Origin of the sequence: Blastococcus sp. URHD0036 (genome assembly GCF_000701365.1) — a bacterium.
Classification (GTDB): Bacteria; Actinomycetota; Actinomycetes; order Mycobacteriales; family Geodermatophilaceae; genus Trujillonella.
Genome location: NZ_KL370778.1, coordinates 307,758 through 331,883, shown reverse-complemented (window position 1 = coordinate 331,883; position 24,126 = coordinate 307,758). Strand labels below are relative to the sequence as shown.

General features: G+C 73.1%; 21 protein-coding genes. 15 read left to right on the top strand and 6 right to left on the bottom strand.

Features of this window, described 5'->3' with window-relative positions; all coding sequences use genetic code 11:
* Nucleotides 1–17 precede the first annotated feature (17 nt).
* Both N555_RS0125320 and N555_RS0125315 read left to right on the top strand, forming a co-directional pair.
* On the top strand, nucleotides 18–1,532 hold the full coding sequence (locus tag N555_RS0125320) for a CCA tRNA nucleotidyltransferase (RefSeq protein ID WP_231503169.1): 1,515 nt from the start codon (nucleotides 18–20) through the stop codon (nucleotides 1,530–1,532).
* A 784-nt stretch (nucleotides 1,533–2,316) separates the two neighbouring features.
* Entirely contained in the window at nucleotides 2,317–2,559 is a 243-nt protein-coding gene (locus N555_RS0125315) for a DUF559 domain-containing protein (protein ID WP_029434281.1), read from the top strand.
* Here the strand turns inward: N555_RS0125315 and N555_RS0125310 are convergent.
* Entirely contained in the window at nucleotides 2,552–3,850 is a 1,299-nt protein-coding gene (locus N555_RS0125310; protein WP_051684454.1) for an MFS transporter, read from the bottom strand. The two genes, N555_RS0125315 and N555_RS0125310, sit on opposite strands and share 8 nt — an antisense overlap.
* Nucleotides 3,851–3,960: 110 nt before the next feature.
* On the opposite strand from N555_RS0125310, the gene N555_RS0125305 reads away from it, so the two are divergent.
* Nucleotides 3,961–4,620, top strand: a complete 660-nt coding sequence (locus tag N555_RS0125305; RefSeq protein WP_081866480.1) for a YqgE/AlgH family protein — start codon at nucleotides 3,961–3,963, stop codon at nucleotides 4,618–4,620.
* A gap of 111 nt (nucleotides 4,621–4,731) precedes the next feature.
* On the opposite strand, the gene N555_RS26445 is transcribed toward N555_RS0125305, so the two are convergent.
* The 3 genes from N555_RS26445 to N555_RS0125285 form a co-directional block, all read right to left on the bottom strand.
* Nucleotides 4,732–5,505, bottom strand: coding sequence for a hypothetical protein (locus N555_RS26445; RefSeq protein ID WP_156036526.1), 774 nt, complete (start codon nucleotides 5,503–5,505; stop codon nucleotides 4,732–4,734).
* A 168-nt stretch (nucleotides 5,506–5,673) separates the two neighbouring features.
* Nucleotides 5,674–6,753 (bottom strand): inositol-3-phosphate synthase, encoded by a 1,080-nt coding sequence (locus N555_RS0125290; RefSeq protein WP_029434277.1) that lies wholly within the window; start codon nucleotides 6,751–6,753, stop codon nucleotides 5,674–5,676.
* A 71-nt stretch (nucleotides 6,754–6,824) separates the two neighbouring features.
* Nucleotides 6,825–7,433 (bottom strand): PadR family transcriptional regulator, encoded by a 609-nt coding sequence (locus N555_RS0125285; RefSeq protein WP_051684453.1) that lies wholly within the window; start codon nucleotides 7,431–7,433, stop codon nucleotides 6,825–6,827.
* A 168-nt stretch (nucleotides 7,434–7,601) separates the two neighbouring features.
* Between N555_RS0125285 and N555_RS0125280 the strand changes: the two genes are divergently transcribed.
* The 3 genes from N555_RS0125280 (at nucleotide 7,602) to N555_RS0125270 (ending at nucleotide 12,165) form a co-directional block, all read left to right on the top strand.
* A complete protein-coding gene (locus N555_RS0125280) occupies nucleotides 7,602–8,015 on the top strand; it encodes a DUF5318 family protein (RefSeq protein WP_081866479.1) in 414 nt (137 codons plus the stop codon).
* Between the two features lie 170 nt (nucleotides 8,016–8,185).
* The gene (locus tag N555_RS0125275) at nucleotides 8,186–10,618 is read left to right on the top strand and encodes a transglycosylase domain-containing protein (RefSeq protein WP_081866478.1); all 2,433 of its coding nucleotides are present in this window, start codon (nucleotides 8,186–8,188) and stop codon (nucleotides 10,616–10,618) included.
* A 20-nt stretch (nucleotides 10,619–10,638) separates the two neighbouring features.
* Nucleotides 10,639–12,165 carry a glycosyltransferase family 87 protein gene (locus N555_RS0125270; protein ID WP_051684452.1) on the top strand — a complete coding sequence of 509 codons (1,527 nt, stop codon included), beginning with the start codon at nucleotides 10,639–10,641 and terminating at the stop codon, nucleotides 12,163–12,165.
* A 43-nt stretch (nucleotides 12,166–12,208) separates the two neighbouring features.
* On the opposite strand, the gene N555_RS0125265 is transcribed toward N555_RS0125270, so the two are convergent.
* Entirely contained in the window at nucleotides 12,209–13,024 is an 816-nt protein-coding gene (locus tag N555_RS0125265) for a deoxyribonuclease IV (RefSeq protein WP_029434272.1), read from the bottom strand.
* Nucleotides 13,025–13,132: 108 nt separating this feature from the next.
* On the opposite strand from N555_RS0125265, the gene N555_RS0125260 reads away from it, so the two are divergent.
* The 7 genes from N555_RS0125260 to N555_RS28910 all read left to right on the top strand — a co-directional run bounded on the left by N555_RS0125260 (nucleotide 13,133) and on the right by N555_RS28910 (nucleotide 21,400).
* Nucleotides 13,133–14,197, top strand: a complete 1,065-nt coding sequence (locus N555_RS0125260) for a hypothetical protein (RefSeq protein WP_156036525.1) — start codon at nucleotides 13,133–13,135, stop codon at nucleotides 14,195–14,197.
* Between the two features lie 217 nt (nucleotides 14,198–14,414).
* Nucleotides 14,415–14,705: a 30S ribosomal protein S6 gene (rpsF, locus tag N555_RS0125255; protein ID WP_029434270.1), complete on the top strand. Its 291-nt coding sequence runs from the start codon at nucleotides 14,415–14,417 to the stop codon at nucleotides 14,703–14,705.
* 2 nt (nucleotides 14,706–14,707) lie between these two features.
* Nucleotides 14,708–15,208: a single-stranded DNA-binding protein gene (locus N555_RS0125250; protein WP_029434269.1), complete on the top strand. Its 501-nt coding sequence runs from the start codon at nucleotides 14,708–14,710 to the stop codon at nucleotides 15,206–15,208.
* Between the two features lie 33 nt (nucleotides 15,209–15,241).
* Nucleotides 15,242–15,478, top strand: coding sequence for a 30S ribosomal protein S18 (gene rpsR / locus N555_RS0125245; protein WP_014378671.1), 237 nt, complete (start codon nucleotides 15,242–15,244; stop codon nucleotides 15,476–15,478).
* Nucleotides 15,479–15,480: 2 nt separating this feature from the next.
* The gene (gene rplI / locus N555_RS0125240; RefSeq protein ID WP_255347381.1) at nucleotides 15,481–15,936 is read left to right on the top strand and encodes a 50S ribosomal protein L9; all 456 of its coding nucleotides are present in this window, start codon (nucleotides 15,481–15,483) and stop codon (nucleotides 15,934–15,936) included.
* A 645-nt stretch (nucleotides 15,937–16,581) separates the two neighbouring features.
* Nucleotides 16,582–19,230, top strand: a complete 2,649-nt coding sequence (locus N555_RS0125235) for a replicative DNA helicase (RefSeq protein ID WP_029434267.1) — start codon at nucleotides 16,582–16,584, stop codon at nucleotides 19,228–19,230.
* Nucleotides 19,231–19,450: 220 nt separating this feature from the next.
* A complete protein-coding gene (locus tag N555_RS28910) occupies nucleotides 19,451–21,400 on the top strand; it encodes a methyl-accepting chemotaxis protein (RefSeq protein ID WP_231503168.1) in 1,950 nt (649 codons plus the stop codon).
* Between the two features lie 58 nt (nucleotides 21,401–21,458).
* Here N555_RS28910 and N555_RS0125225 read toward each other — a convergent pair whose 3' ends face one another.
* Nucleotides 21,459–22,157 carry an NUDIX hydrolase gene (locus tag N555_RS0125225; RefSeq protein ID WP_029434265.1) on the bottom strand — a complete coding sequence of 233 codons (699 nt, stop codon included), beginning with the start codon at nucleotides 22,155–22,157 and terminating at the stop codon, nucleotides 21,459–21,461.
* Between the two features lie 92 nt (nucleotides 22,158–22,249).
* Here N555_RS0125225 and N555_RS0125220 point away from each other — a divergent pair, with 92 nt between their 5' ends.
* Nucleotides 22,250–23,248, top strand: a complete 999-nt coding sequence (locus N555_RS0125220; RefSeq protein WP_029434264.1) for an SPFH domain-containing protein — start codon at nucleotides 22,250–22,252, stop codon at nucleotides 23,246–23,248.
* Nucleotides 23,245–24,123: an NAD(+)/NADH kinase gene (locus tag N555_RS0125215; protein WP_029434263.1), complete on the top strand. Its 879-nt coding sequence runs from the start codon at nucleotides 23,245–23,247 to the stop codon at nucleotides 24,121–24,123. The genes N555_RS0125220 and N555_RS0125215 overlap by 4 nt, the downstream gene beginning before the upstream one ends.
* The last annotated feature ends 3 nt before the right edge of the window (nucleotides 24,124–24,126 follow it).

The window sequence follows — 24,126 nt, the reverse complement described above, 5'->3', positions numbered from 1 at the left end:
CACTACTCTGGCTCGTCGTGTCCGAGCAGCTCCCGAGTCGTCCGCCGGCTCCCCCTGTCGCCGAGCCGGTGCCTGCCGCCGTCCAGCAGACCGTGCGGGAGCTCGTCGACGTCTCCCCCGTGCTCGGCGAGCTGGGCGAGCGCTTCGCCGCGGCCGGCTTCCAGGCCCACCTGGTCGGTGGGTCGGTGCGCGACGCGCTGCTGGCCGCCGGGTCCGGCGGGCCGCGCGTCCCCGGGGACCTCGACGTCACCACCGACGCCCATCCCGAGCAGACCCTCGAGCTCCTGCGCGGCTGGGCGGGTTCCACGTGGAACCAGGGCATCGCCTTCGGCACGGTCGGGGCGGAGGTGCGGGGCGTCCGGCTGGAGATCACCACCTTCCGGGCGGACCGCTACGACCGTGAGTCCCGCAACCCCGAGGTGGCCTGGGGTTCCTCGCTGGTCGACGACCTGGCCCGCCGCGACTTCACGGTGAACGCGATGGCCGTCTCCCTCGCGGCCGACCGGACCGTGACCGACCCCTTCGGCGGCCTCGGTGACCTGCTGGCCCGGCGGCTGCGGACGCCGGGGACCGCGGTCGACTCCTTCGCCGACGACCCGCTGCGGATGTTGCGGGCGGTGCGCTTCGTCGCGCAGCTGGGCCTCACGCCCGACGACGAGGTCGTGACGGCGATGACCGACATGTCCGCGGAGCTGGCCCGGATCACGCCGGAGCGGGTGCAGGCGGAGCTGTCGAAGACGCTGCTGCAGGACTCCCCGCGGGCCGCGCTGCAGCTGTTCGTCGAGACCGGGCTGGCCGACGTCGTCCTCCCCGAGCTCGGGGCGCTGCGGATGGAGATCGACGAGCACCACCAGCACAAGGACGTCTACACGCACTCGCTGACCGTGCTCGACCAGGCGATCGAGGGCGAGCGCGAGCGGGCGGCGAGCGAGGGCAGTGGCCTGGAGTCCCCGGACCTCGTGCTGCGGCTGGCCGCGCTGCTGCACGACATCGGCAAGCCGGCCACCCGCCGCCACGAGGAGCGGGGCCGGGTCTCCTTCCACCACCACGAGGTGGTCGGCGCCAAGCTGGTGCGCAAGCGGCTGACCGCGCTGCGCTACCCGAAGGACGTCGTGGAGGCCGTCGCCCGGCTGACCTTCCTGCACCTGCGGTTCCACGGATACGGCCGCGGTGAGTGGACCGACTCCGCGGTGCGCCGCTACGTCACCGACGCCGGCGACCTGCTCCCCCGGCTGCACGTGCTCGTGCGCTCGGACTGCACGACCCGCAACAAGCGGCGGGCGGCGACGCTGGCGGCGACCTACGACTCGCTGGAGCAGCGGATCACGGAGCTGTCGGCGGCCGAGGACCTCGCACGGGTGCGGCCGGACCTCGACGGCAACGCGATCATGGAGATCCTCGGGATCGGGCCGGGCCGCGAGGTCGGCGAGGCCTGGCGGCACCTCAAGGAGCTGCGGCTGGAGCGCGGGCCGCTGGACCCCGACGAGGCCGAGGCCGAACTCCGCCGCTGGTGGGCCACCCGCTCCTCCTGAACGGAGTGCGAGAGCGCAGGAAACCTCGCCTCTCGCACTCCACCTGTGGACGACGTCGGCGCGCGGAGGGCGATCGACGTCACCCTCCCCCGGTGCGCCTGCCACCCATCGACCTCGACGGCGCCCAGGTCGCGCCGCGCTCCGCGCTCACGGCGGCCGGGCTCAGTGCCCACCGGCTCCGCACCGCTGTAGCCGCCGGAGCCTGGCAGGAGCCCCTGCCCGGCGTCTTCGTCAGCCACTCCGGGCCGTTGACACGGCGCGAGCGGTGGTGTGCGGCGCTGCACTACGCCGGTGCGGGGTCCGTGCTCTCCCACCGGAGCGCTCTGGTCGCCTCGGGGTGCCGCGCGGAGGAACTGCCCGCCTCCCGCCGTGCCGGTGGGGTCCGAGGCGACTACCGGACGCCGGAGGAGGGCGGGCTCGTGGAGGTCACCGCTCGCCACGGACACCACGTGCGCTCCCGAGGCTTCGTCGTCGTCCACCAGAGCCGCCGTCCCGTCGAGGAGGTGCGCGTCCTGCAGGGCGTCCGGGTGACGGCGCCGGCGCGCGCGGTCGTCGACGCCGCGATCACCGCCACGCGCCGGGGCGATGTCGACCACGCCGTCGCCGACGTCCTGCAGAGGAACCTCTGCTCGGTCCCGGCGCTGGAGGCCGAGGCTGCTCGCCTGGGGCGGCGGCTGACCGTCTGGCTGCAGCAGGCTCTCGGTGACGCACGGCGGGGGATGCGCTCGGTGGGGGAGGCAGACCTCCGCCGCGTCGTGGTCGCCGCCGGGCTCCCGGAGCCCGAGTGGGGTGCAGTCGTCAGACCCCGGCCGGCGCGTACTTCGTGGATGCCCTCTGGCGCGCGCAGGGAGTGGTGGTCGAGGCCGACGGGGCGGCGTTCCACCTCTCGGCGGAGGACTGGGCGCGCGACCTCGTCCGGCAGAACGCGCTCCAGGCCGCGGGGCTCCTGCTCCTGCGCTACCTCGTCCGCCGCTTGCGCAGCTCTCCCGTCGAGTGCGGACGGGAGATCGCGGCGACCCTCAGCTGACCGGAGTGCGAGAGCGTAGGAAACCTCGCCTCTCGCACTCCGCATGGGCCACAGCGGCGAGGAGGTAGGTGGCGGCGACGCCGGCCAGGACGGCGTAGGAGATCCCCGACGGCGGCAGCAGGAACGCGCCCGCCACGACCGCGGCGACGAACGTGACGTTGAACAGGGTGTCGTAGAAGGAGAAGACCCGACCCCGGTGGTCGTCGGAGACGGTCTCCTGCAGCGTCGTGTCCGTGCAGATCTTCACGCCCTGACCCACGAAGCCGAGCACGAAGCCGGCGGCGACCGCGGTGGGCGGCAGGGGTGGCACCCACAGCCCGACCTGGACGGCGCCGAGGGCCAGCAGCAGGGTCGTCCACCGCGGCTTGCCGATGCGCCGGACCACCCGCGGGGTCACGCCCGCTGCCAGCAGCGCCCCCGCGGCACCGGCGAACACCCACTGGCTCACCCCGGCCAGCCCCGTGGGCAGCAGCGCCCCCCAGGGCTCGAAGGTGTTGCGGTAGAGCAGCAGCGTCATGAGCGTGAGGAAGCCGAAGCAGATCCGGTGGACGGAGATGGCCGCGAGCGCCGTGGCCGCGGGCGCGATCGCCGCCACGTGCCGGGCGCCGGCGACCATCCCGCGCGCCACGTCACCAGCGGTCAGCCGTGCCGTGGCGACGGCGGCGTCCGGGCCCAGGTGCGTCCGGGAGAAGCCGGCCGCCGCCAGGGAGGCCGCCAGGTAGGGCAGCGCCGCGGCCGCCGCCACGACGGCGTAGGCCGTATCCCCCGCTCCGGCCAGCGTGGCGATGCCCACGGCCGCGCCGCCGCCGACGACCGCCGCTCCCGTACCGGCCGTCGTGGAGAAGGCGTTGGCCGACACCAGCCAGTCCTGCTCGATCGTGTGCGGCAGCCCGGCGGAGAGTGCGGCCAGGAGGAAGCGGTTGACCCCGAAGACGAGCAGCCCCGCGCCGTACAGCGGCACGCCCGCCACCCCGGCGGCGATCAGGGCGGCGACGACGAGCACCAGCGCGCTGCGGACGACGTTGGCGACGACGAGCACCTGACGCCGGCTCCACCGGTCGAGCAGCACGCCGGCGAACGGCCCCACCAGCGAGTACGGCAGCAGGAGGACGGCGAAGCTCGCCGCGACGTCGACCGGATCGGTGGCCCGCTGCGGGTTGAACAGCACCGTGCCGGCAAGCGCCGCCTGGAGCACGCCGTCGCCGGACTGGGAGAGGAGGCGGGTCGCCAGCAGCCGGCGGAAGTCGGGGCGGCCGAAGAGCAGCCGGACCCGGCTCGGCGCCTGCTGCACGCGATCACCCTAGGTCGGGCCCGTTGTCTGCCCGTGACCGCCGGGCCGCCCGTCCACGGTCGCGCGCCTCGACCGGTCGCCGTCGTCTCCCGTGGGGCACACTGGAGCAGATGAGCACGACGCCCGATCCCGAGTTCGGACCGCCGGCGCGGCCCGCCACCTGGCGACGCCGCCCCGACGCCGTGCCCGCGCTCTCGACCGGCTCGATCGAGGACGTCCGTCCCGGGTCGCTGCTGGTCGCGCTGCCCTCGCTGACCGACCCGACCTTCGCTGGGACCGTGGTCTACGTGCTGGACCACAACGAGACCGGCACGCTCGGAGTGGTCCTCGGCCGGCCGAGCCAGGTGGAGATCCGCGACGTGCTGCCCGGCTGGTGCGACCTCGCCGTCGACCCGGGCGTGTTCCACGTGGGCGGCCCCTGCGAGACCGACACCGCGCTCTGCCTGGCCACCAGCCCGCCCGGCCGGCTCGACGAGGAGTCGGGGCTGCGCCGGGTCGCCGGGGAGGTCTGCCTGGTCGACCTGGACGTGGACCCCGCGGTCCTCGAGGGCCAGGTGAGCGGCCTCCGGGTGTTCGCCGGGTACGCCGGCTGGTCGCCCGGTCAGCTGGCCGGCGAGGTCGCCGAGGGCGCCTGGGCCTGCGTGCCGGGCGCCTCCACCGACGTGCTGAGCGAGCTGGCAGGTCCAGAGCTGTGGCGGCGCGTGATGGGCCGCCAGACCGGACGGCTGGCCGTCCTGTCGACCGCGCCGGCCGATCCGTCCGCCAACTGAGGGCAGCGCTCGCGGGCAGTTTCTGGTAGGAATGAGCCCGGGAAGGGGCGGTCTGGGGAAGAGGCCGCCCCTTCCCGCACGTCCGGGCCCGGAACGGGTCCGGACCCGGCCCTAGAGGCCGACGGCAGCCAGCAGCTCCGAGTGCGCCGCGCCGTCCACCGTCTCCTCCGCCATCGGCGGCGCGATCTCCCGCGGCCCGTGGGCGGTCAGCGACACGGTCACCGGCGACTCCTGGCCCGGGAGCTCCGTGACGTACTGGAGCAGCAGGTCCGTGGAGCTGTCCACGGCCACCGTCCAGCCGGCCGGGGACTCGAAGGCGGTGCTCAGGTTGCCGTCGATGGACCGCTGCCCCTCCCACGTGTAGTCCCCCGTGCGGAAGGCGCCCGGGTCGTCCTCGTCCTCCGCGGAGAGGTTCAGCACCAGCGCGACGAGGACGTCGGTCAGCGGCGGGCTCGCGCCGCCCTCGACGGCGGCGACCGGGCGCCGGACGTAGCCGGCCGGCGGCAGACCGGCGGCGGTCAGCGCCTCGCCCAGCCCCGGCACGTCGCCGAACCACAGCTCGTCGGCGGTGAAGAAGACCGTGCGGACGTCGGGTGACCCGTCGCCACGGGTGATCACCGCCTGGGCCCGCCCGACGGCGTCGGCGTAGTCCACCTCGCCGGTCAGCGTGAGCAGCGCGTCGTCGCCGAACGGCGCGGTCACGACGAAGTCCGCGCCACCCTCGTCGCCGTTGCGGGCCAGCAGGCCGGCGAGGACCTCGGCCTCCTCGGCGGTGACCGCGTCCCCGGGGCTCCGCTGCGCCCCGTCGTCCGAACAGCCGGCGAGCACGGGGAACACGGCCAGCAGCACGCCCGCGGCCAGCGGGGGACGGCGGCGCGGCGGCATGCGGTCAGCGTAGGCAGCACGGTCCCGGCCGAGGGGCGCCACGCGCAGACGCGACAGGGCCCGTCCCCCCGAAACGGAGGACGGGCCCTGGTCACGTGCTGGGACGGCCCTGCTTCAGGGGCCCGCCGCGAGCGTGCGCGCGGTGGGCCCCTGAAGCAGGGTCCTTCCTCAGCGCTCGATGTCGCCGCGGATGAACGCCTCGACGGCGTCACGCGCCTGGCTGTCGTCGTACTGCACCGGCGGCGACTTCATGAAGTACGAGGACGCCGACAGGATCGGGCCGCCGATGCCGCGGTCCTTGGCGATCTTCGCGGCACGGACGGCGTCGATGATGATGCCGGCCGAGTTCGGGGAGTCCCAGACCTCGAGCTTGTACTCGAGGCTCAGCGGGACGTCGCCGAACGCGCGGCCCTCGAGGCGGACGTAGGCCCACTTGCGGTCCGAGAGCCACGGCACGTGGTCCGACGGGCCGATGTGGACGTTGTCCTTGCCCATGTCCCGGTCGACCTGGCTGGTGACGGCCTGGGTCTTCGAGATCTTCTTGGACTCCAGGCGCTCGCGCTCGAGCATGTTCTTGAAGTCCATGTTGCCGCCGACGTTCAGCTGCATGGTGCGGTCGAGCTGGACACCGCGGTCCTCGAACAGCTTGGCCAGCACCCGGTGGGTGATGGTCGCGCCGACCTGGCTCTTGATGTCGTCACCGACGATCGGGACGCCCGCGGCGGTGAACTTGTCGGCCCACTCCTTGGTGCCGGCGATGAACACCGGGAGCGCGTTGACGAACGCCACACCGGCGTCGATCGCGGCCTGCGCGTAGAACTCCGCCGCCTGCTGCGACCCCACGGGGAGGTAGCAGACCAGGACGTCGGCACCGGACTCGCGGAGCGCGGCGACCACGTCGACCGGCTGCTCGTCGGACTCCTCGATCGTCTCCCGGTAGTACTTGCCGAGACCGTCGAGGGTGGTGCCGCGCTGCACCGGGACGCCCAGCGGCGGCACGTCGGTGATCTTGATGGTGTTGTTCTCGCTGGCGACGATCGCCTCGGAGAGGTCACGCCCGACCTTCTTGGCGTCCACGTCGAACGCGGCGACGAACTCCACGTCCGAGACGTGGTACTCGCCGAAACGGACGTGCATCAGCCCGGGGACCGACACGGTCTCGTCGGCGTCCCGGTAGTAGTGCACACCCTGCACGAGCGACGCGGCGCAGTTGCCGACGCCGACGATGGCGACCTTGACGGCTCCCATGGGCTTCCTCTCTCCGTGGACCCTCAGGTCCGTCGTGTGGTGGGGGTGGCGGGGCCACCCCCGAGTGCCGGTCAGCGCGTGCCGTCGTCTCCGGCGGCGGCGTCCCGGCGTTCTCTGTCTGTGGGGGCGCTGTCGGTGAGCTCCCTGTCGATCAGCTCCGACAGCCAGCGGACCTCCCGGTCCACCGACTCGAGCCCGTGACGCTGCAGCTCGAGCGTGTAGCGGTCGACCCGCTCGCGCGTCCGCGCCAGTGAGGTCCGCAGACCCTCGCGCTGCCGCTCGACGGTGCGCCTGCGGCCCTCGAGGATCCGCAGCCGCACGTCCGCGGCGGTGTGCCGGAAGAAGGCGAGGTGGACGCCGAAGTGGCCTCCGTCGTCGTACGCCTCCGGGCCGGCCTGGCTGACCAGTTCCTGGAAACGCTCCTTGCCCTCCGCGGTGATCGTGTAGACCACCTTCCCGCGGCGGCCGGTGAGCGGCGGTGCGTCCGCCGGCAGCAGCTCTCCCGGACCGGGTTCGGCGATGGCGACGAGCCCGGCCGCGTGGAGTCGCTTCAACGCGGGATACAGCGAGCCGTAGGAGATGCTGCGCAGGCCGCCGAGCACCGAGGCGAGCTGCTTGCGCAGCTCGTACCCGTGCATCGGCGACTGTTGCAGCAAGCCCAGGATGGCGAACTCGAGCACTCCGCCCCCCCAGCCCCTCTGCCGGTCGATGTATCGCGACGATACATCGACAGGTGGACGACAGGCGACCTCCGGGTCACCCGGGAGTGGCGGACCGGCCCCGGAGCGCTCTCCTGGAGCCACCCGCGGAGCCGCCCCCGGGGGCCGCTCGGTGCGTACCCTGGCGCGGTGCCCGGACGACGATCTGTCGTGGACTACTCGCTGCAGCGGCGAGCCGTCCTGGCCGGCGTGCACGCCGGGCGGACGAGCCTGTACGAGGTGTGCGACGCCACCCCGTACCTGACCCGTGCGGCCCGGTACCACGGTGACCGGACCGAGGACCCGTGCCCGGTGTGCCGGAGTTCGCGGCTGACGACGGTGAGCTACGTCTACGGCGACGCCCTCGGGCACGTGTCGGGGCAGGCGAAGACGCACGCCGAACTGGCGCGGATGGACGCCATGCAGGAGGAGTTCTCCGTCTACGAGGTCGAGGTGTGCCGCGCCTGCGGCTGGAACCACCTGGACTGCTCGTACGTCCTGGGTAACGAACCCGAACCGGGCCGGCAGCCGCGACGGACCCGCCGCCGGACGGCGGCGGAGTAGTCCTGCGGGCAGAATCTCCCCGCCGCTCGCGTCGTCGGTCCCGGCGCGACCGGGGGTGACGCTCGTCGCAGGACGGGCGGGTCTCCACCGAACTCACAGCTGCACACGCCACCCTGGACACCGGGACGTAACCGTCCCGTCCCACTCACCTGTCAGGAAGGGGCTCGCTCGTGCCCTCCCACGACGAGACGTCGCCGGTCGGCTCGGGCGCCGGCCCGGTCCGCCGTCCCCCGCCCGCCCGCTCCGGCGGCGCCGGCCGGGCCCGGACGACCGCAGCGCGCGCCGGCGGGTCGGGGTCGGGCGGCAACCGCCCGCCGGGATCGGGCGGCGGTGGCCGCCCGCCGGGTTCCGGCGGTCGGGGCGGCGGTGCCGGCGGGCGCGGGGGGAACGGCGGACGCAAGGGCAAGCCGGCCCGCACGAAGAAGCAGCGTCGTCGTCGCCGGCTGAAGATCCTCGCCGGCGTCGTCGCCGGCATGTTCGTGCTGCTCGCCGTCTTCGTGGGCGTCGTCTACGCGACGACGGAGGTGCCCGACCCGAACAGCGTGCAGAACGCGCAGACGACGGTCGTGTACTACTCCGACGGCACCACCGAGATGGGTCGCCTGGGCGACGAGAACCGCACCAACGTGACGCTCGACCAGGTGTCGGAGCCGGCGCGCAACGCGATCCTCGCCGCGGAGAACCGGGACTTCTACTCCGACCCGGGCATCTCCCTGACCGGCATCGTCCGCGCCGCGTGGAACAACGTCAGCGGCGGGTCGACGCAGGGCGGGTCGACGATCACCCAGCAGTACGTCAAGAACGCGTTCCTGACCTCGGAGCAGACGTTCAGCCGCAAGTTCCAGGAGCTCTTCCTGGCCATCAAGCTGGACAACGAGTACTCGAAGGACGAGATCTTCGAGAACTACCTCAACACCATCTACTTCGGCCGCGGCGCGTACGGCATCGAGGCCGCGGCGAACACGTTCTTCGGCGTCCCGGCCGCGAACCTGACCGCCGAGCAGGGCGCCGTGCTCGCCGTCCTCATCCGCAACCCCAGCGGCAACGACCCGGAGGTCAACCCCGAGGGCGCGACGAGCCGGTGGGAGCGGGTGCTCGACGCGATGCAGGAGGAGGACTGGCTCACCGCCGACCAGCGCGCCGCCGCCGTGTACCCGCCGGTCCTGCCGCGCGCCGGGTCCAACCTCGGCATCCCGGCCGGCCCGGAGGGCCTGATCGTCCGCCAGGCGCTCGACGAGCTGCGGGCCAAGGGCTACACCGACCAGCAGATCCAGGCCGGCGGCCTGCGGATCACCACGACGATCGACAAGCCCGCGCAGGACGCCGCTCTGGCCGCGGTCAACGACGTCATGACCGACCCCGTCCAGCCGGAGAACCTGCGCGAGGCGCTGGTGTCGATCGACCCGCGCACGGGCGCCGTGCGGGCCTACTACGGCGGCCCCAACGGCAACGAGTTCGACTACGCGCAGGCGTTGCGGCAGCCCGGTTCGTCGATGAAGCCCTACGTGCTCGCCACCGCCCTGCAGCAGGGCATCGGTGTCGAGTCCCGGCGCGACGGCTCCTCGCCGCAGACCTTCTCCGACCGCGACGCCCCGGTGCGCAACTCCGGCGGCGCCTCCTGCGGCAACTGCACGCTCGTCGAGGCGATGACCCGGTCGCTGAACACGACGTACTACGGGCTGGCCCTCGAGGTCGGCCCGGACAACGTGCGGACGACGGCGCTGGCGGCCGCCGGCATGCCGGAGGCCTGGGACGACGGCGCGAAGACGCTGGCCAACGCCGACGGCGGCACCGGCGCCTCCATCGGTATCGGCGAGTACGAGATGCGCCCGATCGACCAGGCGCACGGTTTCGCCACCCTGGCCGCGGGCGGCGTGGAGCGGACGCCGTACTTCGTCTCCCGGGTCACCGACAGCACCGGGGCGGTGCTGCTCGAGTACGGCGGGGACGCCGGCGAGCAGGTCATCCCGGCCGACGTCGCCAGCGACACCACCTACGCGCTCGAGGGCGTGGCCGACTACTCGCGCCGCCCGCTCGACGACGACCGGCCGGTCGCCAGCAAGACCGGCACCCAGGGGCTGAACGCCGAGGACAACTCCGACGCCTGGATGGTCGGGTACACGCCGTCGCTGTCGACCGCGGTGTGGATGGGCACCGAGGTCCGGGATCCCATCCGGAACGCCTCGGGCGCGATCGTCTACGGCTCCGGGCTGCCCGGGGCGATCTGGCAGCAGTACATGGACGCCGTGCTCGCCGGTACGCCGGAGGAGCCGCTGCCCGAGGAACCGCTGATCGACGCCGACCGCAACGGCCCGCCGGCCACGCAGTCGACCCCGCCGACCAGCGAGGCGCCGGCCACCACGTCGGCGCCCCCGGTCACGTCCGAGGCGCCGGCGCCGGCGCCGACGTCCGAGGTGCCGGTGACGAGCACCCCGCCCGCCACGACCCCGCCGACCACGACCCCGCCGGTGACCCCGCCGGCCGGCACGACGCTGCCCGGACCTGTCCTACCGGGAGGCGGCGGCGCCGGTGGGGGCGGTGGCGGTGGTGGACCGGGCGGTGGTGCCGCCGGCGGCCAACCGGCGGCGGCCGGCGGCGGCTGACCACGCGGCAGACTGACGGCGTGACCGCTCCGCAGCACACCACGGACCCCTCGGACAGCTCCGCTGCCGGGGGGTCCGTGCCGTTCGGGGAGCCCGACCGCGTGGTGCCGACGTGGACCGACCCGGTGGTCCGCCAGGCCAGCGAGGCCGTCGGAGGGCCGTGGGGCCGGCACGCGGTCACCGGCCGGGCGGTGTTCTGGACCCCGCTGCGGGTCTGCCTCTTCTTCACGTCGGTGGTGCTCGCCGTGGCCTGGGTGAAGCAGGTCCCCTGCTCGTCCGGGGACTGGAGCGGGCACGTCCAGTACACGCACTTCTGCTACAACGACGCGATCCCGCTGTTCGGCGTGCACCGGCTCGACGAGGGCGCCGTCCCCTACCTGGACTCCGCCGTCGAGTACCCGGTGCTGACCGGTGGGTTCATGGCCCTGGCCGCCGCCCTCGCCCGCGCCTACAGCGGCATCTCCGGGCCGTCGGGCCTGCTGCCCACCGTGCCGGAGGTGCAGGTCTACTACGTCGTCACCTGTCTCCTGCTGGCGCTGCTCGCCCTGGTCGCGACGCGCACGGTGCTGGCCCTGTCCGGCCGGCGGCCCTGGGACACGGCGCTGTTCGCGCTGTCGCCGCTGCTGCTGGTGCACGCCTTCACCAACTGGGACCTGCTCGCGGTCGCGTTCACCGGCCTGGGCATGTGGGCGTGGGCGCGGCAGCGGCCGGTGCTGGCCGGAGTGCTGCTCGGACTGGCCGTGGCCGCGAAGTTCTACCCGCTGCTCGTGCTGGGGGCGCTGCTCCTGCTGTGCCTGCGCGCCGGCCTCTGGCGGGTCTGGGCGCGGACGGCGGCAGCGGCCGTGGTCGCGTGGCTCGTGGTGAACCTGCCGATCGCGGTGCTCGCGTTCGACGACTGGGCGACGTTCTTCACGTTCAGCCGGAGCCGGCCGGCCAACCCCGAGACGCTGTGGAACCTGGTCCTCACGCTCACCGACGGCCGGGCCTTCGACGGCCCGCTGGCGGAGGGGCAGACCCCCTCGGTGCTCAACGCCGTCATCGCCGCGGTGCTGCTCCTCTACGGCCTGGGCGTCGCCTGGCTGACGCTGGCGGCGCCCGTACGACCGCGGGTGGCGCAGGTCGCCTTCCTGCTGCTCGCCGGCTTCCTGATCGTCAACAAGGTCTGGAGCCCGCAGTTCTCGCTGTGGCTGCTCCCGCTGGCCGTGCTCGCCCGCCCCCGGTGGCGGTCGCTGCTGCTCTGGCAGGCCAGCGAGGCGCTGGTGTGGGTGGGCACCATGCTCTGGTATCTCGGCACCGACAACCGCGGCATCGACGAGGAGTGGTTCTGGCTCGCCGTCCTCGGCCGCGACGCGGCGGTGCTCGTGCTGGTCGCCCTGGTGGTGCATGAGGTCTGGCGGCCGGACTCCGACGTCGTCCGCACCAGCTGGCCCGGCATCGACGACCCGGCGGGCGGCGTCCTCGACCACGCCCCCGACGTCCTCACGCTCTCCACGTCGCGGCCCTACCGGGCCGCAGCGCGGCCCCGTGCCGTACCCGACGGCCGCTGAGCCCCACCCGGCCCTCCTCGCGGACCCCTCCGGGGCCCACTCGTCAGCCCGACGTCGCCGACCTGAGGAGGGCGATCTCCTGGGCGTGGGCGGCGGCGTCGCCGGGGGTCTCCAGGACGATCGGGGCGTCCGCGGCCCGGGCGACGTCGAGCAGCAGCTCGGTCGGGATCTCGCCGCCCACCAGGGGGGCGTGCCGGTCGCGGCTGGAACCGGCCGGGTCGCGGCTGTTGTTCAGGTGCACGAGGTCGATGCGGCCGGTGATGGCGCGGACGTCGTCGACCGCCGTCGCCAGGTCCCAGCCGGCCGCCCAGGCGTGGCAGGTGTCGAGGACGAAGCCCGCGCCGAACTCGCCGACGGCCTCCCACAGCCGGGCGAGGGCGTCGAGGTCACGGGCCATGGCGTTGCCGCCGCCGGCGGTGTTCTCGACCAACAGCGGCACGGGGAACCCGCCGGCCTCGGCCTGCCGCGCGAAGGTCTTGCGCCAGTTGTCCACGCCGGCCGCCGGGTCGTCCGCGGCCAGGACGTGGCCACCGTGGACCACGAGGCCCACCGCACCGACAGCTGCCGCGGCCTGGGCGTGCTGGCCGAGCAGCTTGCGGCTGGGGATGCGGATCCGGTTGTTCGTCGTGGCCACGTTGAGCACGTAGGGCGCGTGGACGACGACGGTCACGTCGCCCGCGCGCAGGGCGTCGGCATCCGGTCGCGGCTTCGGTGCCTTCCAGCCCTGCGGATCGCCGAGGAAGACCTGCACGCCGTCGGCGTCCATCTCCGCGGCGCGGACCAGCGGGCCGCCGTCCAGCAGCTCGTTGTCCTCGGTCAGTCCGGGGCCGACGTGTACGCCGATCGGGTGAGCAGCCACGACCGGACAGTAGTTCGGCCCGCCGACAGGTTTGTCCGTAACCGCGGACACACATCATCGTTCTGCAGCGTGACGGCGGTTACCCGCCGGTAGCGACGAGAGGTGGACATGGCGAGCGGACGGATCCGACGCAGCGCCCGGCGGGGTGTCGCCGGTGCACTCCTGCTGTGGCTGGCGGTCCTCGGTGCCGTGCTGGCGGCGCCGAGCGCGACCGCCGCCGAGACCGTCCCGGTGGACATCCGCGACCTGACGCCTCCGCTGGTGAGCATCGACCCGGGCGACACCGTCCGCTTCACCAACCTCATCGAGGACAAGACCCTCCAGGTCGGCGGCGGCGGGCTGCTGCCGACGCTGGTCACGGTCACCGTGCACACCGACGTGACCCTGCGGCTGCCCACCGGCGACCACCCGCTGCAGCGCGGCCAGGCCTGGGAGGAGCGCTTCCCGGACCCGTGCATCGGGCCCTGCTGGATCACCTACACCTACCGCGTGAGCGTGCCCGACGGGTCGATCGTCGGATCGGTGCTGAACACGGTCACCAGCCGGGCGCTCGCGCAGCTGCCGCAGAACCAGGTGGTCACCTACAACGGCGCGCAGACCACGGTGGCGATCGGCGTCCCGACGCCGTTCATCGTGAACACGCTCATCCCGCTGCCGAACCTGCCGTCGATCAACCTGCCCCGGATCCCGGTGGTCGACGTGCCCACGCTCCTGCCCGGCGCCGTCCTGCCGGAGCTCCCGCAGAGCCAGCCCCCGGTCGCGCCCGCCCCGGCGCCGGTGCCGGCGCCGCCGGCGCCGTCCGGCGTGGACGGGCTGCCCTACGCCTACGACACCGGGCTGGGCGCCGCGGACATGTCCCCCGCGGGGTCGGCTCCGCTGGACCTGGCGCGCTTCACGTCGCCCTCCGGCGGTTCCGCCCTAGCCGCCGGGAGCGCCCCGGCGGACGGCTCGGGCAGCGGCGGCTACTCCGGCGCGACGGTGCCGGTGTTCGGTCAGCTCTCGGGCCTCGACGCCCCGGCCCTGGACGAGGAGAGCGCCACCACCGACCAGCCGGGGCAGGCCGACCGGCTGCCCGTCGTGGCACTGCTCGCGGTCGTCGCGCTCGCGGCGTCAACCGCGGCGCTGGTCCGCACGCGCACGGCCGGCCGGACCGGCGGGCGCCACTCGCGCTGACCGCTCCGCCGTCGACGGCCGCCGTCCCTCCCGGGGGCCGGCGGCCGTCGCGCGTCGGGGCTGTGGACGACGGGGCGGAGCACCCCGCGCGCGCTGGTAGCCTGTGGGAGCGCGTTCCCGCCGCCGCTGTGCGGAGGTCGGGGCGCGCAACGCATGTACGACCCTCCTGCTGCAGATCCACTGCAGCCGCCGAGACCAGAGGAGGTGGGGTTACTCCATGCGCAATTACGAACTGATGGTCATCCTCGACCCCGAGCTCGAGGAGCGCACGATCGCGCCCTCCCTCGACCGGTTCCTGACCGTCGTCACCAAGTCCGGTGGCACGGTCGGCAAGGTCGACATCTGGGGCCGGCGTCGCCTGGCCTACGAGATCAAGAAGCAGCTCGAGGGCATCTACGCCGTCATCGACATCAACGCCGAGCCGGCCGCCGTCGCGGAGCTGGACCGCCAGCTGAACCTCAACGAGTCGGTCCTGCGCACCAAGCTGATGCGGCCCGAGGTCCACTGACCATGGCCGGCGAGACCGTCATCACCGTCATCGGCAACCTGACGTCGGACCCGGAGCTGCGGTTCACGCCGTCCGGTGCCGCGGTCGCCAACTTCACCGTGGCCTCGACCCCCCGCACCTTCGACCGTCAGTCGCAGGAGTGGAAGGACGGCGAGGCGCTGTTCCTCCGGTGCAACGTGTGGCGTCAGGTGGCCGAGAACGTCGCCGAGTCCCTCACCCGCGGTTCGCGGGTCATCGTCAGCGGGCGGCTCAAGCAGCGCTCGTTCGACACCAAGGAGGGCGAGAAGCGCACCGTCATCGAGATGGAGGTCGACGAGATCGGCCCCTCGCTGCGCTACGCCACCGCGAAGGTCACCAAGGCCTCCCGCGGTGAGGGTGGCGGCGGCTTCGGTGGTGGCGGCGGCGGTGGCGGCTTCGGTGGCGGCGGTTCCGGTGGCGGTGGCGGCGGGTCCAGCGACCCGTGGTCGACGCCGGCCGGCCCCTCGGACGAGCCCCCCTTCTGATCCCCTCTTTCCTGACGTACCTGGAGAACCCCAGTGCCCAAGCCCCCTGTGCGCAAGCCCAAGAAGAAGGTCTGCCAGTTCTGCAAGGACAAGGCGACCTACGTCGACTACAAGGACACGACCCTGCTGCGGAAGTTCATCTCCGACCGCGGCAAGATCCGTGCCCGCCGCGTCAGCGGCAACTGCAGCCAGCACCAGCGTGACGTCGCCACGGCCGTGAAGAACAGCCGTGAGATGGCGCTGCTGCCCTACACCTCCACGGCGCGCTGACCATGAGCACCCTGAAGCTGATCCTGACGCAGGAGGTCTCCGGTCTCGGGTCCTCCGGCGACACCGTCGAGGTCAAGGGCGGCTACGGCCGCAACTACCTCCTGCCCCGCGGGCTGGCCATCGTGGCCACGCGCGGTGCCGAGAAGCAGGTGGAGTCCCTCCGCCGGGCCCGTGCCACCCGCGACGTGCGCAGCCTCGAGGAGGCGCAGGCCGTGGCCGGTCGCCTCACCGGGCTGACCATCCGCGTGCCGGCCCGCGCCGGTGACGGTGGCCGCCTGTTCGGCCGGGTCACCACCGCCGACGTGGCTGCTGCCGTGACCGCCGCCGGTGGTCCCGAGCTGGACCGCCGCCGGATCGAGCTGCCCAGCAGCATCAAGACGACCGGTCAGCACCAGGTCACGGTGCGGATCCACCCCGAGGTCGCCAGCCAGGTGACGATCGACGTCGTCGCCTCCTGACACACCTGCACTGCCCACGAGGGGCGTCGGACTCCGGTCCGGCGCCCCTCGCGGCGTCTCAGGGGCCCGCTGCCGCCGTCGGGGGCCGGCTGGGCCCTCCCGGGTGGCCGGGCCCGGGCACCGTGCGCTGACGGCCCGTTCGCGGGTCCGGGCGGGTTCTGGGCGCACAGCGCTCGTGGTCCCGAACGGTGGCGGTCCCAGCCGGTTCCTGTGGACGACGACGGGCGCTGGGACCGGTGGGACACGTGCGGCGGACGGGCGACACGCCGGGAGACGACACGTCGACTTCTCCAGGAATTCTTCGGTCCACACCCGTCCGATTGCTCCGGTGCAGGTCAGGTGCTCGGCAGCGGGACAGCTGTCGCGCCGTCCCCCGGTGTCTCCACATGTCACCACGCCTGTGTCCACCGACTTGTCCACAAGTTGTGCAGAGCGAGGTCCCCATCGGTGTTGGACGGACCGGTCCGCCGTTCCTAACGTCGTCCCCGCCTGTCCGCCGAGCCCGAACTGTCGGTGCCCCGCGGTAGGAATCCCTCGAACGCACGTTCGAGATCAGGTGGACGACGTCCTGGTGCTCCCCCACCGGGCCCTGGCTCCTGGCCAGGGCCTGCGACGGGTGCGCCGGAGAGTGGATGGAGGACCGACGTGGCGTTGGCCGACGACTTCAGCCGGCCGCAGCCGACGGCGCCGGAGTACGACCGGCAGCCGCCGCAGGACGTCCAGGCGGAGCAGTCGGTGCTCGGCGGGATGCTGCTGAGCAAGGACGCGATCGCCGACGTCGTCGAGCAGTTGCACGGCAACGACTTCTACCGGCCGGCGCACCAGATCGTCTTCGACTGCATCCTCGACCTCTACGGCCGTGGTGAGCCGGCCGACGCGATCACCGTCGCCGCGGAGCTCAACCGCACCGACCAGCTGTCGAAGATGGGCGGCGCGGTCTACCTGCACACGCTGATCGCCTCGACGCCCACGGCCGCCAACGCCGGCTACTACGCCGCGATCGTGGCCGAGCAGGCGGTGCTGCGGCGGCTGGTCGAGGCCGGCACCCGCGTGGTCCAGCTCGGCTACGGCGCGGCCGGTGGCAAGGGCGACGTCGACGACATCGTCGACCGCGCGCAGCAGGAGATCTACGACGTCACCGAGAAGCGGATGAGCGAGGACTACTCGCGCCTCGAGGACATCCTCCAGCCGACGATGGACGAGCTCGACGCCATCGCCAGCCGCGGCGGGGTCAGCCGCGGCGTCCCGACCGGAATCCGCGATCTCGATGAACTGACCAATGGATTGCAATCCGGACAGATGATCGTCATTGCGGCCCGTCCTGGAGTTGGGAAATCGACGCTGGGTCTAGACATTGCGCGATCGGCCGCAATTAAGAATCATCAGGCAACGGTCATTTTCTCTTTGGAAATGAGCAAGCACGAGATCACCATGCGTCTGCTGTCGGCCGAGGCGAAGGTGCCGCTGCACCACATGCGTGCCGGCACGCTGTCCGACGAGGACTGGTCGAAGCTGGCCCGCCGGATGGGCGAGGTGGCCGACGCGCCGCTCTACATCGACGACTCGCCGAACATGACCATGATGGAGATCCGGGCGAAGGCCCGGCGGCTCAAGCAGCGGAACGACCTCAAGCTCGTGGTCATCGACTACCTGCAGCTCATGACGTCGGGAAAGCGCGTCGAGAGCCGCCAGCAGGAGGTCTCGGAGTTCTCCCGTGCGCTGAAGCTCCTGGCCAAGGAGATCGAGTGTCCGGTCATCGCGATGTCGCAGCTGAACCGTGGATCCGAGCAGCGTCAGGACAAGAAGCCGATGCTCTCGGACCTCCGCGAGTCCGGGTGTCTACCGGCGGAGACGCGGATCCTGCGTGCCGACACCGGCGCCGAGACCACGATGGGCGAGCTGTTCGCGTCCGGTGCGCGTGACGTCCCGGTCTGGTCGCTGGACGACAACCTCCGGTACGTCCGGCGGCACCTGACGCACGTCTTCTCCACGGGGCAGAAGCCGGTGCTGCAGGTGCGGACGGCCTCGGGCAAGACGGTGCGGGCCACCGCCAACCACCCGTTCCTCACCTACGAGGGGTTCCGGCCCATCGGCGAACTGGCACCTGGGGAGCGCATCGCCGTTCCGCGGCACGTTCCCGCGCCCGACCGCATGACGGTCTGGGAGGACGAGAAGGTCGTCATGCTGGCGCACCTCATCGGCGACGGCAGCTTCGTCAAGCGGCAGCCGCTGCGGTACGCCTCCATCGACGAGGCGAACCTGCGCGCGGTCACCACGGCGGCGCTCCACTTCGGCGTCACCGCGATCCGCGACGAGTACGCGGCAGCTCGGTGCACCACACTGCGACTGCCGGCGCCGTTCCGGCTGGCCCGCGGTAAGCGGAACCCCATCGCCGCCTGGCTCGACGAGCTCGGGCTCTTCGGGCTCCGCAGCCACGAGAAGTTCGTGCCGCAGCCGGTGTTCTCGCTGCCCAAGAAGCAGATCGCGATGTTCCTCAGGCACCTGTGGGCGACCGATGGTTCCGTCACGGTGAACAAGAACGGTCGCGGCGGGCGCGTGTACTACGCCTCCACGAGCCGGCAGTTGATCGACGACGTAGCTCGCCTGCTGCTGCGCTTCGGCATCTCCTGCCGGGTCCGGCGGACGACGAAGGCCGGCTATCGGGACGGCTGGACGCTGGACATCGGCGGCTGTGACGACCAGCGGCGTTTTCTCGGCGAGATCGGCGTGCACGGAGCCCGGGGCGAGTCGGCCGAGCGTCTGCTGGCGATTGTCCGCGAGATCACTGCGCATCCGAAGGGCGACACCATTCCCGTGCAGGTCTGGGACCGGGTCCGGGACGTCTTGGAGGAGCGCGGGATGAGTCACCGAGCGTTTGCCGCGGCAATGGGCGTGACGTTCCGCGAGAGCAAGCTGTGGAAGCACGCCCCCAGCCGCGAACGCCTGGGCCGGGTGGCTGCGGTCCTCGACGACGCCGACCTCGAGATCCAAGCTGTTAATGACCTGGAATGGGATCGCATCGTCGGCATCGAATGGGATGGCGTAGAAGAGGTCTACGACGCGACGGTGCTGGGCGGCCACAACTTCGTCGCCAATGGTTTTGCTCTTCATAATTCGATCGAGCAGGACGCCGACATGGTGATGATGATCCACCGCGAGGACATGTACGAGAAGGAATCTCCCCGCGCTGGAGAGGCCGACATCATGCTGGTGAAGCACCGCAACGGCCCCACCGCCAACGTCACGGTCGCCTTCCAGGGCCACTACAGCCGCTTCGTGGACATGGCCAACTGACCGGTCCGACCCACTGACGGCCGGGCCGGGCAGGACAACGCGGCCGTCAGCTCGGCGGGATGTGGCGTCGACATGTCCGCTCCTTCGGAACGGCGACCCGCCGGTCGCGTCACGGTCTCGCGGAGAACGGCGCCGCCTGCGCGCCGGGGCCCCGTCCCGGGCGGCATGCTGCGCGGCGCCGGCAGGCTTCGCCGTCGGCCCGTCCGCGAGGAGCCCGGCCATGCTCGATGTCCTTCTCCACCCGTCCCGGGCGGCCATGAGCCGCCTGGCGTACCCGTGGAAGATCACGGCCCTGGTCCTCGCGATGGGCCTCCCCCTGACCTGGGCGATGGCCCTGTACGTGCAGGGCCAGGAGAAGCAGATCGCCTTCAGCGACCTGGAGCGCCACGGCGTCGCGGTGGTGGAGCCCATGGCCGTGCTGCTCCAGGACGTCGTCGCGGCACGCGTCGCCGCGGTCACCGGCGACCCGGCCTCCGGCGACCTCAGCTCCGCCCTGGCCGACGTCGCCGCTGCCCAGGAGGAGTTCGGCGCCGAACTCGGCACCGCGGAGGCGTGGGACGCGGCCCAGCAGGACATCGCCGCCGCCCAGACGGCGACCGGGCCGGTCCGGGACGTCGAGCTCGCGTGGGCGACGGCCGGGGTGTCCGTGCGGGCGCTCATCAGCGCGGCAGCCGACGGCTCGAACCTGACCCTCGACCCCGACCTGGACTCCTACTACGTGATGGACTCCGTCACGGTGCGGCTGCCGCAGCTCATCGCGGACCTGACCTCGGCGCTCGACGGGCTGCTGCTCGCGGCCGCGAGCGGTGACCCGGTGCGGATCGAGGCCGCGCGCCTGCAGGCGGCCCGGGACCTCGGGTCCGTGGACACCGGGCTGACCGCGATCCGCGACGGGCTGGCCAAGTCCTTCGGCGTGACCGCCGACGCCGAGTTGCTGGGCCGGCAGGCGGACGTCGAGCAGACGCTCGGCGAGGTGGCGACCGTCGTCCAGACCCTCACCACCGCCTTGACCGGTGGCGCGATCAGCCTGGACGGCGGAGCGGCCGACGGCGCCGTCGCCGCGACGGCCTCCGTGGGTGCGCTGTGGAACGACCTGCTCCCCGACCTCGACGCGCTGCTCGACACCCGCATCGACGGCCTCCGGTCGGACGAGGTGCAGGCGCTCGTGGTGGCGGGGGCCGGGGTGCTCGTCGCCGCGTACCTGATCGCCGGCTTCCTCGCCGCCACCGTGTCGCCCATCCGCCGGATGCGGGACACCATCCGTGCGCTGACCGACGGCGACCTCACCACCCGCACGGGCATCGCCCAGCGGGACGAGATCGGGCAGGCGGCGGCGTCCCTCGACGAGGCGCTGGCCGGCCTGCAGACGGTCATCGGCTCGGTCGTCGCCTCGGCCGGTGCCGTGGCGGCGTCGTCGGAGGAGCTGAGCGCCTCGTCGGCGCAGATCTCGGCCTCGTCGGAGGAGACCTCGGCCCAGTCCGGTGTCGTGGCCGGCGCTGCGGAGGAGGTCTCGCGGAGCGTGCAGACCGTGGCTGCCGGTGCCGAGCAGATGGGTGCGTCGATCCGGGAGATCGCGTCGAACGCGGCGGAGGCCTCCGAGGTCGCGATGCGCGCCGTGACCGCCGCGGAGACCACCACCGCGACGGTGGCGAAGCTGGGCGAGTCCTCGACCGAGATCGGCAACGTGGTGAAGGTGATCACGAGCATCGCCGAGCAGACGAACCTGCTGGCGCTGAACGCGACGATCGAGGCCGCCCGGGCCGGTGAGGCGGGCAAGGGCTTCGCCGTCGTGGCCAACGAGGTCAAGGAGCTGGCGCAGGAGACCGCCAGGGCGACCGAGGACATCGCGCGGCGCGTGGAGGCCATCCAGGGCGACACCGACGCCGCCGTCGCCGCGATCGGCGAGATCTCGCAGATCGTGGCCCAGATCTCCGACCGCCAGACCACCATCGCCAGCGCGGTGGAGGAGCAGACCGCCACGACCAACGAGATGGCCCGCTCGGTCGCCGAGGCCGCGCACGGGTCGGGTCAGATCGCGGACACCATCACGGGCGTCTCCACGGCCGCGGAGTCGACCACGCAGGCGCTGACCCAGACGCGCACCGCGGTCGACGAGCTGTCCCGGATGGCGGCGGACCTGCGCACCACCGTGGGTCGCTTCACCTGGTGAGGCCGCTCCGGGGGACGTTCCACGTGGAGCACGGGGGAGTCGCTGGCCGGGCCGGTGGTCAGTTCTCGGAGCGCAGCAGCGGCGGGTACAGGGCCGCGGCGGTGCCCTGGCGGTAGAGCTGGGCCGGCCGGCCGCCGTCCCGGGTCGTCAGCTCCCCCGTCGGCTCCAGGAAGCCGGCGGCACCGGTGACCTTCCGGTGGAAGTTCCGCGGGTCCAGCGGCCGGCCCCACACCGCCTCGTAGACCCTTCGCAGCTCGGCGACCGTGAACGCCGGCCCGCAGAACGACGACGCCAGCGCGGTGTACTCGAGCTTCGCCCGCGCCCGGATCACCCCGTCGGCGAGCACCCGGTCGTGGTCGAACGCGAGGCCGGGCGACACCTCGTCCACGGGCGCCCACCGCGCCGCGGTCGCGTCGCTGCCGGCCCGCGGCTCGGGCAGGTCCGCGACCAGCGCCAGGTGGGCGACCGTGATCACCCGCATCCGCGGATCGCGGTTCGGCGCTCCGTACGAGGCCAGCTGCTCCAGGTGCGCGGCCCCCGGCGTCAGCCCGGTCTCCTCGGCCAGCTCGCGCTGGGCAGCGGCCAGCAGGTCCTCGTCCGGGTGCACGAACCCCCCGGGGAGTGCCTCCTGCCCGGCGAACGGCTCCTCGCCCCGGCGGACGACGAGCACGCACAGCCGGCCCTCCCGGACGGTGAGGACGACGAGGTCCACCGTCACCGCCACCGGGGGGAAGGCGCCGGGGTCGTAGACAGCCACGACACGAGCCTATCGAGAAATCGTCAGCTTGACGACAAGCGTGGCAGCCGCTTATCGTCAGTCCGACGACAACAACTCCGAGGGAGGCCCCGATGGCCGACATCACCCGCTACCCCTTCGTCCGCCACCTGCGCAGCAGCGCGACGGCGCACGTGCTCAGCGTCCGCAACGGCCGCGTCGTGCAGGCGGCGACCGGAGCGAGCTTCTGGTTCCGGCCCCTCTCGGCGGTCCTCTCGGAGATCCCGGTCGACGACCGCGAACTGCCGCTGCTGTTCCACGCCCGGACGGCGGACTTCCAGGACGCCACCGTGCAGATGACGCTGACCTTCCGCGTCGTCGACCCCGGCCTCGCCGCCGCCCGGGTGGACTTCTCGATCGACCCGGGCACCGGCCGCTGGCGGGGCACCCCCCTGGAGCAGGTCGCCGGCCTGCTCACCGAGTCGGCCCAGCAGCACGCGCTCGACCTGCTGACCACCGTGGACCTCGCCACCGCGCTCACCGGCGGGGTGGCTCCCGTCCGGCAGGCCGTGGAGCGGGGGCTGGTCGCTGACGTCCGGCTGGCGGAGACCGGCATCGCGGTCATCGGGGTGCGCGTGGTCGCCGTCCGGCCCGAGGCCGACGTCGAGCGGGCGCTGCAGACCCCCACCCGCGAGCGGGTCCAGCAGGAGGCCGACCGGGCCACCTACGAGCGCCGTGCCCTGGCCGTGGAGCGCGAGCGGGCGATCAGCGAGAACGAACTGGCGAACCAGATCGAGCTGGCCCGCCGCGAGGAGGAGCTGGTCGGGCAACGAGGCGTCAACGCCCGCCGGGAGGCCGAGCAGGCGGCGGCCGCCGCGGAGGTGGCCAGCGAGGCCCGGGCCCACCGGGAACAGCGGGAGGCCCAGGTCCGGGCGGACGCCGAGCGGCTGGCCGGCGCCGCGCGTGCCGACGCCACGGCGGCCTACCTGGCCGCGCACGCCGATGTGGCCCCGGACGTGCTCCTCGCCCTGGCCGCAGCCGACCTGGCGAAGAACCTGCCGCAGATCGAGAGCCTCGTGCTCACCCCCGACCTGCTGGCCCCGGTACTGGCCAAGCTCGGCGGTGCCCGGTGAGCCTGGCGCCCCGGGTGGTGGTGGTCTCCCGCAGCACCGAGCTGCGGGAGCTCGTCGCCCGGCACGGCACGGCGGCCCAGGCGGCGTTCTTCCTGCACACGCGGGGCCGCGACATCGCCGAGGTCACCGAACGCGACGCCGTCCAGGCCCGGGCACTGGCCACGGCCACCGCGGCCATCCCGGTGGACTGGCGGAGGGGCAGCGTGGAGCGGGCCGACCTGTCCCGCTTCCTGTTCGCCCCGGACGACGTCGTCCTGGTCGTGGGGCAGGACGGACTGGTCGCCAACGTCGCCAAGTACCTGGACGGTCAGCCGGTGATCGGGGTCGATCCCGAGCCCGGCCGCAACCCGGGCGTCCTGGTCCGGCACCGGCCCGACGACGTCGCGGCCCTGCTGCGGCGTCGGCCGCGGCCGACGCCGCTGACGATGGTGGAGGCGGTCAGCGACGACGGGCAGGTGCTGCGGGCGCTCAACGAGGTGTACCTCGGCTCGCCGAGCCACCAGACGGCCCGCTACCGCCTGACGGCACCGGGCGGGGAGCCGGAGCGCCAGGCGTCGTCCGGCGTGCTGGTCTCCACCGGCACCGGTGCGACGGGCTGGTGCCGGTCGGCCTGGCTGGAGCGGCACAGCGCGCTGCCGCTGCCGGCGCCGACCGACCCGGCACTGGCCTGGTTCGTGCGGGAGGCCTGGCCGTCACCGGCCACGGGGACGACGTGCACCGAGGGTCTGCTCGCCGCTGAGGGGGCTCTGGAGCTGTCGGTGGAGTCCGACGGCCTGGTGGTCTTCGGCGACGGGCTCGAGGCCGACCGGCTGACCCTCTCCTGGGGTCAGCGGGTCACCGTCCGCCGGTCCGCGCGGCAGCTCCAGCTCATCTGAACG

Coding starts and splice junctions, on each gene's coding strand:
- N555_RS0125305 (WP_081866480.1), top strand. CDS start 3,961: ATGAGCACGACGCCCGATCCCGAGTTCGGACCGCCGGCGCGGCCCGCC.
- N555_RS26445 (WP_156036526.1), bottom strand. CDS start 5,505: ATGCCGCCGCGCCGCCGTCCCCCGCTGGCCGCGGGCGTGCTGCTGGCC.
- N555_RS0125290 (WP_029434277.1), bottom strand. CDS start 6,753: ATGGGAGCCGTCAAGGTCGCCATCGTCGGCGTCGGCAACTGCGCCGCG.
- N555_RS0125260 (WP_156036525.1), top strand. CDS start 13,133: ATGGCGAGCGGACGGATCCGACGCAGCGCCCGGCGGGGTGTCGCCGGT.
- rpsF (WP_029434270.1), top strand. CDS start 14,415: ATGCGCAATTACGAACTGATGGTCATCCTCGACCCCGAGCTCGAGGAG.
- N555_RS0125250 (WP_029434269.1), top strand. CDS start 14,708: ATGGCCGGCGAGACCGTCATCACCGTCATCGGCAACCTGACGTCGGAC.
- rplI (WP_255347381.1), top strand. CDS start 15,481: ATGAGCACCCTGAAGCTGATCCTGACGCAGGAGGTCTCCGGTCTCGGG.
- N555_RS28910 (WP_231503168.1), top strand. CDS start 19,451: ATGCTCGATGTCCTTCTCCACCCGTCCCGGGCGGCCATGAGCCGCCTG.
- N555_RS0125220 (WP_029434264.1), top strand. CDS start 22,250: ATGGCCGACATCACCCGCTACCCCTTCGTCCGCCACCTGCGCAGCAGC.